The sequence below is a fragment of the Methanobrevibacter sp. genome (assembly GCF_017447225.1).
Lineage (GTDB): Archaea > Methanobacteriota > Methanobacteria > Methanobacteriales > Methanobacteriaceae > Methanocatella.
Genome location: NZ_JAFSNZ010000065.1, coordinates 22,194 through 28,590, shown reverse-complemented (window position 1 = coordinate 28,590; position 6,397 = coordinate 22,194). Strand labels below are relative to the sequence as shown.

Annotated in this window: 9 protein-coding genes; 1 reads left to right on the top strand and 8 read right to left on the bottom strand. The window is 33.8% G+C overall.

The window, feature by feature from the left end:
- Nucleotides 1-75 precede the first annotated feature (75 nt).
- The 4 genes from IJQ68_RS06565 to IJQ68_RS06550 form a co-directional block, all read right to left on the bottom strand.
- A complete protein-coding gene (locus IJQ68_RS06565) occupies nucleotides 76-561 on the bottom strand; it encodes a V-type ATP synthase subunit K (protein ID WP_292798432.1) in 486 nt (161 codons plus the stop codon).
- Between the two features lie 68 nt (nucleotides 562-629).
- The gene (locus IJQ68_RS06560; RefSeq protein WP_292798430.1) at nucleotides 630-2,633 is read right to left on the bottom strand and encodes a V-type ATP synthase subunit I; all 2,004 of its coding nucleotides are present in this window, start codon (nucleotides 2,631-2,633) and stop codon (nucleotides 630-632) included.
- 11 nt (nucleotides 2,634-2,644) lie between these two features.
- On the bottom strand, nucleotides 2,645-2,959 hold the full coding sequence (ahaH, locus tag IJQ68_RS06555) for an ATP synthase archaeal subunit H (RefSeq protein ID WP_292798429.1): 315 nt from the start codon (nucleotides 2,957-2,959) through the stop codon (nucleotides 2,645-2,647).
- 174 nt (nucleotides 2,960-3,133) lie between these two features.
- Nucleotides 3,134-3,484, bottom strand: a complete 351-nt coding sequence (locus IJQ68_RS06550; protein ID WP_292798428.1) for a hypothetical protein — start codon at nucleotides 3,482-3,484, stop codon at nucleotides 3,134-3,136.
- 40 nt (nucleotides 3,485-3,524) lie between these two features.
- On the opposite strand from IJQ68_RS06550, the gene IJQ68_RS06545 reads away from it, so the two are divergent.
- Complete coding sequence (locus tag IJQ68_RS06545) at nucleotides 3,525-3,845, top strand: hypothetical protein (protein WP_292798426.1); 321 nt, start codon at nucleotides 3,525-3,527, stop codon at nucleotides 3,843-3,845.
- Here the strand turns inward: IJQ68_RS06545 and IJQ68_RS06540 are convergent.
- Genes IJQ68_RS06540 through IJQ68_RS06525 form a run of 4 tightly spaced genes read right to left on the bottom strand, consistent with a single transcriptional unit; the run spans nucleotide 3,842 to nucleotide 6,393 of the window.
- Entirely contained in the window at nucleotides 3,842-4,180 is a 339-nt protein-coding gene (locus tag IJQ68_RS06540) for a hypothetical protein (protein ID WP_292798424.1), read from the bottom strand. The two genes, IJQ68_RS06545 and IJQ68_RS06540, sit on opposite strands and share 4 nt — an antisense overlap.
- 6 nt (nucleotides 4,181-4,186) lie before the next feature.
- Nucleotides 4,187-4,693, bottom strand: a complete 507-nt coding sequence (locus IJQ68_RS06535; protein WP_292798422.1) for a nitroreductase family protein — start codon at nucleotides 4,691-4,693, stop codon at nucleotides 4,187-4,189.
- Between the two features lies 1 nt (nucleotide 4,694).
- Nucleotides 4,695-5,492: a citryl-CoA lyase gene (locus tag IJQ68_RS06530; RefSeq protein WP_292798420.1), complete on the bottom strand. Its 798-nt coding sequence runs from the start codon at nucleotides 5,490-5,492 to the stop codon at nucleotides 4,695-4,697.
- Nucleotides 5,493-5,547: 55 nt separating this feature from the next.
- A complete protein-coding gene (locus IJQ68_RS06525) occupies nucleotides 5,548-6,393 on the bottom strand; it encodes a fumarate hydratase (RefSeq protein WP_292798418.1) in 846 nt (281 codons plus the stop codon).
- Nucleotides 6,394-6,397: the final 4 nt, after the last annotated feature.

Genomic DNA, 6,397 nt, shown 5'->3' with positions numbered 1-6,397 from the left:
TCAGCTTTCCCTTGGGCTTCAGACATAATGCTTGAAACAATTTTATCTGTGCCTGAGCTCATATAAATTGCCTCCTTAACCTAAGATTCCACCGAATACCATGAGTAAAATAGCAATCAAGAAACCGTAAATAGCCTGAGTCTCTGGTAATGCAGAGAAAATAATACCACGTGCGAACATGTCGTTGTCTTCTACGATTGCACCAACGGATGAGGATGCAGCAATACCTTGTCCCATACCGGAACCTAATCCAGCGAAACCAATGGATGCACCTACACCAATAGCTACAATACCGGCTTCAGTACTTAAACCTGAACCTCCACCTAATAATCCGGAGAATACAAGTAATAAGATTGCAATCAAGAAACCGTAAATAGCCTGAGTCTCTGGTAATGCAGAGAAAATAATACCTCTAGCAAACATATCGTTATCTTCTGCAACTGCACCTACAGATCCAGCAGCTGCCATACCTTGCCCTAAACCGGAACCTAATCCAGCAAAACCAATTGCTACTCCAGCACCAATAGCTGCTAAAGCAGTACCTAAAGCAATTTCTACCATATTTAATTCACCTTTAAATAATATTGATTTTTAATTTTTGTTTTAATTTAAATATAAATGAAAAATTTTTAATTTTTTGATTTTGTAAATGTTCTACTTGCTTTAAAAGCTTCAAATTTGTTTTTTCCACCCATGAAGAATTGGGAGAAGAATTCAACATAATTTAAACGTAAAGCGTTAATAAATGCACCCAATACTTGGAAAGCGAAGTTTGCAATATGACCACCAATAAAGATGATTACTGCGAGGACTATTCCAACAAAAGGAATCATACTATCAACCATTTGAGCTAAGATGTTAACTGTCATAGCAATACCACCTGTAGCCAAACATAATGCTAAGAGACGAGCATAAGATAATACATCTCCCATAAATCCGAATATATCCATAACTCCATATGCACCATTAGCATAAACTAACATTCCAATACATGCAAGGATTAAAACGCCACCTAATACCATTCCAATCATTCCGATTGCAGGCATCAAGTAACCAAGTGCTAATAAGATAACACCTGCTTCTAAAACAAACCAACAAAATTGAGATCCGATAGCTTCTTTCATGTTACCGTATCTTAAGTTATCAATGGCACCAATAATAAAACCAATGTTAGTGTAAATGATACCAATAGCAATAGCTATTATTAATATAGTATCTGGGTGTACAAATGCTTCAACAGGAGCGAATACAGTAGGTAAACGGAATCCCATGATTCTTTCCGGGAAATCTCCAATAAAACCATTTGTTATAAGACCTAGGATAACAGCCCACAGACCGGACCAAATCAAAATCCAACCAAATGCATGCATTGATTGTTTGATTTTTCCTAAACCTTTCAATAAGACAACACCTATTAATGATACAATTAAACCATAAACTGCATCAGTTAAACAGAAACCAAAGAAAATTGGGAACATTATTGCAACAAATATAGTTGGATCGATTTCATTGTAACGTACTGGAGAGTACATATCAACAAGGAATTCGAAAGGTTTTGCATACCATCCGTTTTGTTGTAAAATAGGTACATCTTCGTCATCTGTTCCTTCAACTTCAATTAATTCAAAGGCACAGTGACCTTCAGAACTTTTTTCTACTAATTGTTCAACTTTTTCGGTATCTTTTACAGGTACCCAAGCTTCAAGCATGTAAGCGTCTTTAGTTTGAACAAATGCAGAAAGAATCTCATTTTTTTCTTTTTCATTTTCTATTTGCTCTTTGAGTGCTAATATATCATCGTCCCATTGCTCAGCGACAACTCTTAATTCTGATTTAACAGTTGCACGTTCTGATTCAATGGTTTTTAATCTTGCATCAGCATTTGAAATAATCTGTTGAGGAGTTCCTTCAACGTTACCTATTTCAATTTTCTCAAAGTCGAATTTACGAAGTGTTGAATAAACATCATCATTAAATTCTTTTAAAGTCACCACAACGATGTTAACATATTCTTTGTCATCGCTAGGGACTGTATACATATCTAATTCATCAGTCAAGTTACTTAATTTAGTTTTGATTTCTGAAGCAGATTCAACATTAATCCTTCCAACAGTTGTAGAAGTGTATTTAGAATCTTTTAAAAGAGCTAAATCCATGTCAAAATTAGATAAGTGTCTAGCTAAACTTTTATTAGACTTTAATTCACTTGTCTCTGAGTCGAGAGCGGCTAGTTTACCCTCAATAACATGTGTCTTACTCTCTACCTGAGATAAAGTTTCCTCAGCTTTAGCAATGAAAGCTTCAGTATCCAAATCTTCAACATCCTTTTGAACAGGTAAATCTGGACTAACAAAAGACTTAATTAAGTCTTTAATCCCATGGCCTTCTGATAAAGAATTTCCTAAAAGTTCAGATATACCATTGGTTTTCATTAAGAGTGAAGATAATTTACCAGTATATTGAGTAGATTTTGCAGGAGTTACTAATTCCGCTAATTCAGGATCTTGCTGAACACTATCAGAAATATCACTGATTTGCACTAGCCCTTGTTCGTGGAGAGCATCCACTGTAGGAGCTACATACTTATCAAGTGTAACTATTCTAATTTTTCGCATTCTAGCTGTCTTGAACATATAATCTCACACTACAAAATATTTTTGACAATAATTGAAGCAGCTTCGTCTACATTTGCCATAGCCTTGTCTTTTAATGCTTTTACATCATTTTCAGCGCTAGCAGTAATAGATTGAGCTTCTTCTTTAGCTTTATCTTCTGCATCAAAAACAGTATTTTTCGCTTCTTCTTCTGCTGATTGTTTAGCCGCAGAAATAATTTCTTCAGCTTTAACTTTGGATTCGTTGATTAAATCTTTTGATTGTGATTCAGAATCAACGATAAGTTGTTCAGCATCTGATTCAGCTTTTTTAATCATTGTGATTGCATCTAAAATCTCAGCCATAAATCATCACCATGGTATATTAATTTTTATTTAGCTTAATATATATCTTTTACTATAATTTGATGAAAAATAAAACAAATCATGACTTAAAATAAAAAAAAATAACAAAAATATAATATTTTTATAAATAAATATGGTTAAAAAAAGAATTTAAAAAATTAAAGAAAAAAAAGTTTATCTATAAAAGAATTTAAGAATGCCAGAAGGTAATTTCATCAAATAAGCCAAAATGGCTATTACAATAATGATAAGGCCAATTATAAGGAAGCCAAAATTATACGGAACTTCGAGAATCATATACCCTGCAACACCAATTACAATACCTTCAAAGAAAAATACTGCCTTAGTCCATTCGGGCTTATTGGCGATTACAATGTATGCAATACCCAAAAGAACAAGAATAATTGCTGTGGCAAGAGTATCATTAGTTAACTGATCCCCTCGAACAACAGGAAGGATTCCGATAACTATTAACATGACAGCCAATATTATTCCAAGCATTTTAATAGTTTTAATACGAGACATACATCAATATTTAACTTACTTAATATAAATACTATTAATTATGAACAGATGTGTTTGGATAATTCTTAATGAAAATTTTGAAATGATGCTGGATGCCGAAATATTGAATGAGAAAATCGTCGATAAGAAGTTTTCACCTGGAAGCGACATTTGGACCAATGAGCTTCCGGAACTAAGAATCAGAGATGAAAAAGTTCAAAAGGAATATGATGAATTCAGAGGAAATATCTTAACATTTTTCCTCGAACCGCAAGCTGACAAAATATTGATTGATGCAAAAATTGGTGAAGAATCAGAATATCTTGAAAAAATAATTATAAGAAAAATAGAAGAATATGATGTTGAAGAAATAATTGATTAAAACAGTTTATTCGCTTTTTCTAACACTTCATCCATCGTATTGAATTCCAGATTTTCACCATCATCAGATTTCAGTTCAGTTGTTATCAAAACATGTGGTGAAGCCCACAAATAGCTATATGCAAAATATATTATGTTAACAATCAATGCTGGAGAAGTGACGAACAGACCAATGATTAAAAATAAAATATGGACATAATAGTTACCATATCTTTTTTTCTTCATCAGTTTGAAGTGTTCCTCTTCCTGTATCAAATTAAATTTGTTTTGAGACAATTCCTCAGAAATCTTTTCCAATTCTTTAGAATTATCTGCTTTAAGAATAAATAAATCCATATTAATCTATAAATAAACTGCAAATTCATCAATTTCTTTTCTTGGAGTTTCTCTTGGTTCGGCATCACCGTAGCCTAAAGGAGTAAATAATACTGGCTCTTCATTGTCTTTTAATTGTAAAAATTCACGAGCCTTGTCAGGTTTGAATGCTGCAACATAACATGTTCCAAGTCCGACGCTAGTTGCTGCCAAAATAATATGGTCCATAACAATTGTGGCATCAATTTCATAGATATTTTTATTATCCCATTTTCTTACCCAAGCCTCATCAGTTTTTGCAACAACACATAAAAGATAAGGAGCCTGCGTAAACCAACTTGGAGAGTAGATTTCAGACAATGCTTCCTTATTTTTCTTTGTATCAATTACATAAACTTTAAAAGGCTGATAATTAACACCAGTAGGTGCAATAGTGGCTGCTTTTAAAACGTATTCCAGTTTTTCCTTTTCGACTTCCTTGTCCAGATATCCTCTAACACTATACCTTTTATTAATAACCTCATCAAATTCCATTTTATTGACCTCCATACACAATATCGTCCAAATCACAAAACCGCCTGAATTCATCTTCATCCATTTTTTCTTCATGAATATGTGCAATAATTCCCGGAACACGACCTATGATAAAAACACCTAATCCTAAATCCGGAGTGAAACCCAAATCAGATAAAATTGCAGCATTAGCCCCGTCAACATTCAGCTTAATGCCTTTATTTTGATACATCAAATCCTCAATAGCTACGGCCAATTTAATATGTGGGCCTACAAATCCTTCTTTAATTGCCATCTGGATTAATTTTTCCGCTCTTGGATCAGCATCATGATACCTGTGTCCAAATCCAGGAATCTTTTCTTTTTTAGCATAATATTCATTATAAATATCAATAGCCATACTTGCAATCTGCTTATTATCCAAATCAACATCTTCAGTCAGTATTAATGAATTGATTTTAGATTGGTACAAATCCATTGTTTTTTCAATTGCTCCAGCATGTTTATGGCCGAATGAAAGAAGAGCACCGGCTACAGCAGAATTCATTGGTGAACCTGAAGAGGCTATTATCCTAGCCGTTTGGGTGCTTGGTGGGGTAACACCATGGTCACAAAAGGAAACCAGCACATGATTGAACATTTTACTTTCCTTGATTGAAGGCAATCTTCCTTTTAAAAGCAGATAAATCATGTCACCATATCTGATTTTTTCAATCAGATCCTTTTGATTGTAACCTCTTGTAGTTAATTTATTCGGCTCTACCTTAGAAATAGCTGTTTTTAAAGAGTGTTCATTAATATGAAAATTATTTTCTTGCATGTTTAAAAATTTAATTTGATTGTTAATAAATGTTATAGTATCTCCAATGTCAATATTATAATGACAAGGTAGATTTTCTTGGTTCGACAAAACAAGCTGGCCTAACACTGACTATACGAACACCACTGGCTCTCTGGTTTCCTATTTTTATAAAAGAACCTAAAACAGTAGTGTTTCCTCCAAAACCTAAAGGACCAATATTGGTTTCGTTTAATTTTTGAGTCACATATTTCTCTTCTTTGGTTAAATTATCAAGATTACCATAAATCATTGCTTTAAGCATTAATGATGATGCTTCATAATGGGTTCTGCCTATTCCAATAGCCGGAATTGAAGGAGTGCATCCCAATAGCTTAAGGGAATCTTTAAGCCAATCAACAGCTTCATTGATAACAATATCAAAAGAGCGTTTGTGATATACTCGATAAGTCTTTGAGCGTATTTCAGGCCCTCCGCCCTGCAATAAAAAATGAATGTTTAACGTATCGGGATTTTTTGCATCATCAATTAAAAAAGAGGCGGGCTTCATCATCCCAGGATCATCGAAAAGGCCTTGAGACTGTTCAATTCGTTCAATGCCATTACCCTTTACTGCCATGGGCCTTGCGGGGAGCTTGTTTAATCCATGATAAATGCCCTCATTAATTTGAGATATTAAATCAGATGTTATTTCACGGTTCTTTCCCAATTCAATGACAACATGAGGAATTCCCGTGTCATCACATAAAGGAAATTTTGTCTTTTGGGCAACTTTATAGTTTTCCAAAATCTGTTCTAAAGCCCATCGGGCATTATCATTAGTTTCATTTTCAATGGCTAACTGCAATGCGTTTTTCTTGTCATCAGACAAATTGGTGCTTGCCTTAATTATTAAGTCGGACACTTCGCTTACTATATCCATCATA

Excerpts from the sequence above, each read along its gene's own strand:
- IJQ68_RS06565 (WP_292798432.1), bottom strand. The coding sequence starts at position 561 with ATGGTAGAAATTGCTTTAGGTACTGCTTTAGCAGCTATTGGTGCTGGA.
- IJQ68_RS06540 (WP_292798424.1), bottom strand. The coding sequence starts at position 4,180 with ATGGATTTATTTATTCTTAAAGCAGATAATTCTAAAGAATTGGAAAAG.
- IJQ68_RS06545 (WP_292798426.1), top strand. The coding sequence starts at position 3,525 with ATGAACAGATGTGTTTGGATAATTCTTAATGAAAATTTTGAAATGATG.
- IJQ68_RS06535 (WP_292798422.1), bottom strand. The coding sequence starts at position 4,693 with ATGGAATTTGATGAGGTTATTAATAAAAGGTATAGTGTTAGAGGATAT.
- IJQ68_RS06550 (WP_292798428.1), bottom strand. The coding sequence starts at position 3,484 with ATGTCTCGTATTAAAACTATTAAAATGCTTGGAATAATATTGGCTGTC.
- IJQ68_RS06525 (WP_292798418.1), bottom strand. The coding sequence starts at position 6,393 with ATGGATATAGTAAGCGAAGTGTCCGACTTAATAATTAAGGCAAGCACC.
- IJQ68_RS06530 (WP_292798420.1), bottom strand. The coding sequence starts at position 5,492 with ATGCAAGAAAATAATTTTCATATTAATGAACACTCTTTAAAAACAGCT.
- ahaH (WP_292798429.1), bottom strand. The coding sequence starts at position 2,959 with ATGGCTGAGATTTTAGATGCAATCACAATGATTAAAAAAGCTGAATCA.
- IJQ68_RS06560 (WP_292798430.1), bottom strand. The coding sequence starts at position 2,633 with ATGTTCAAGACAGCTAGAATGCGAAAAATTAGAATAGTTACACTTGAT.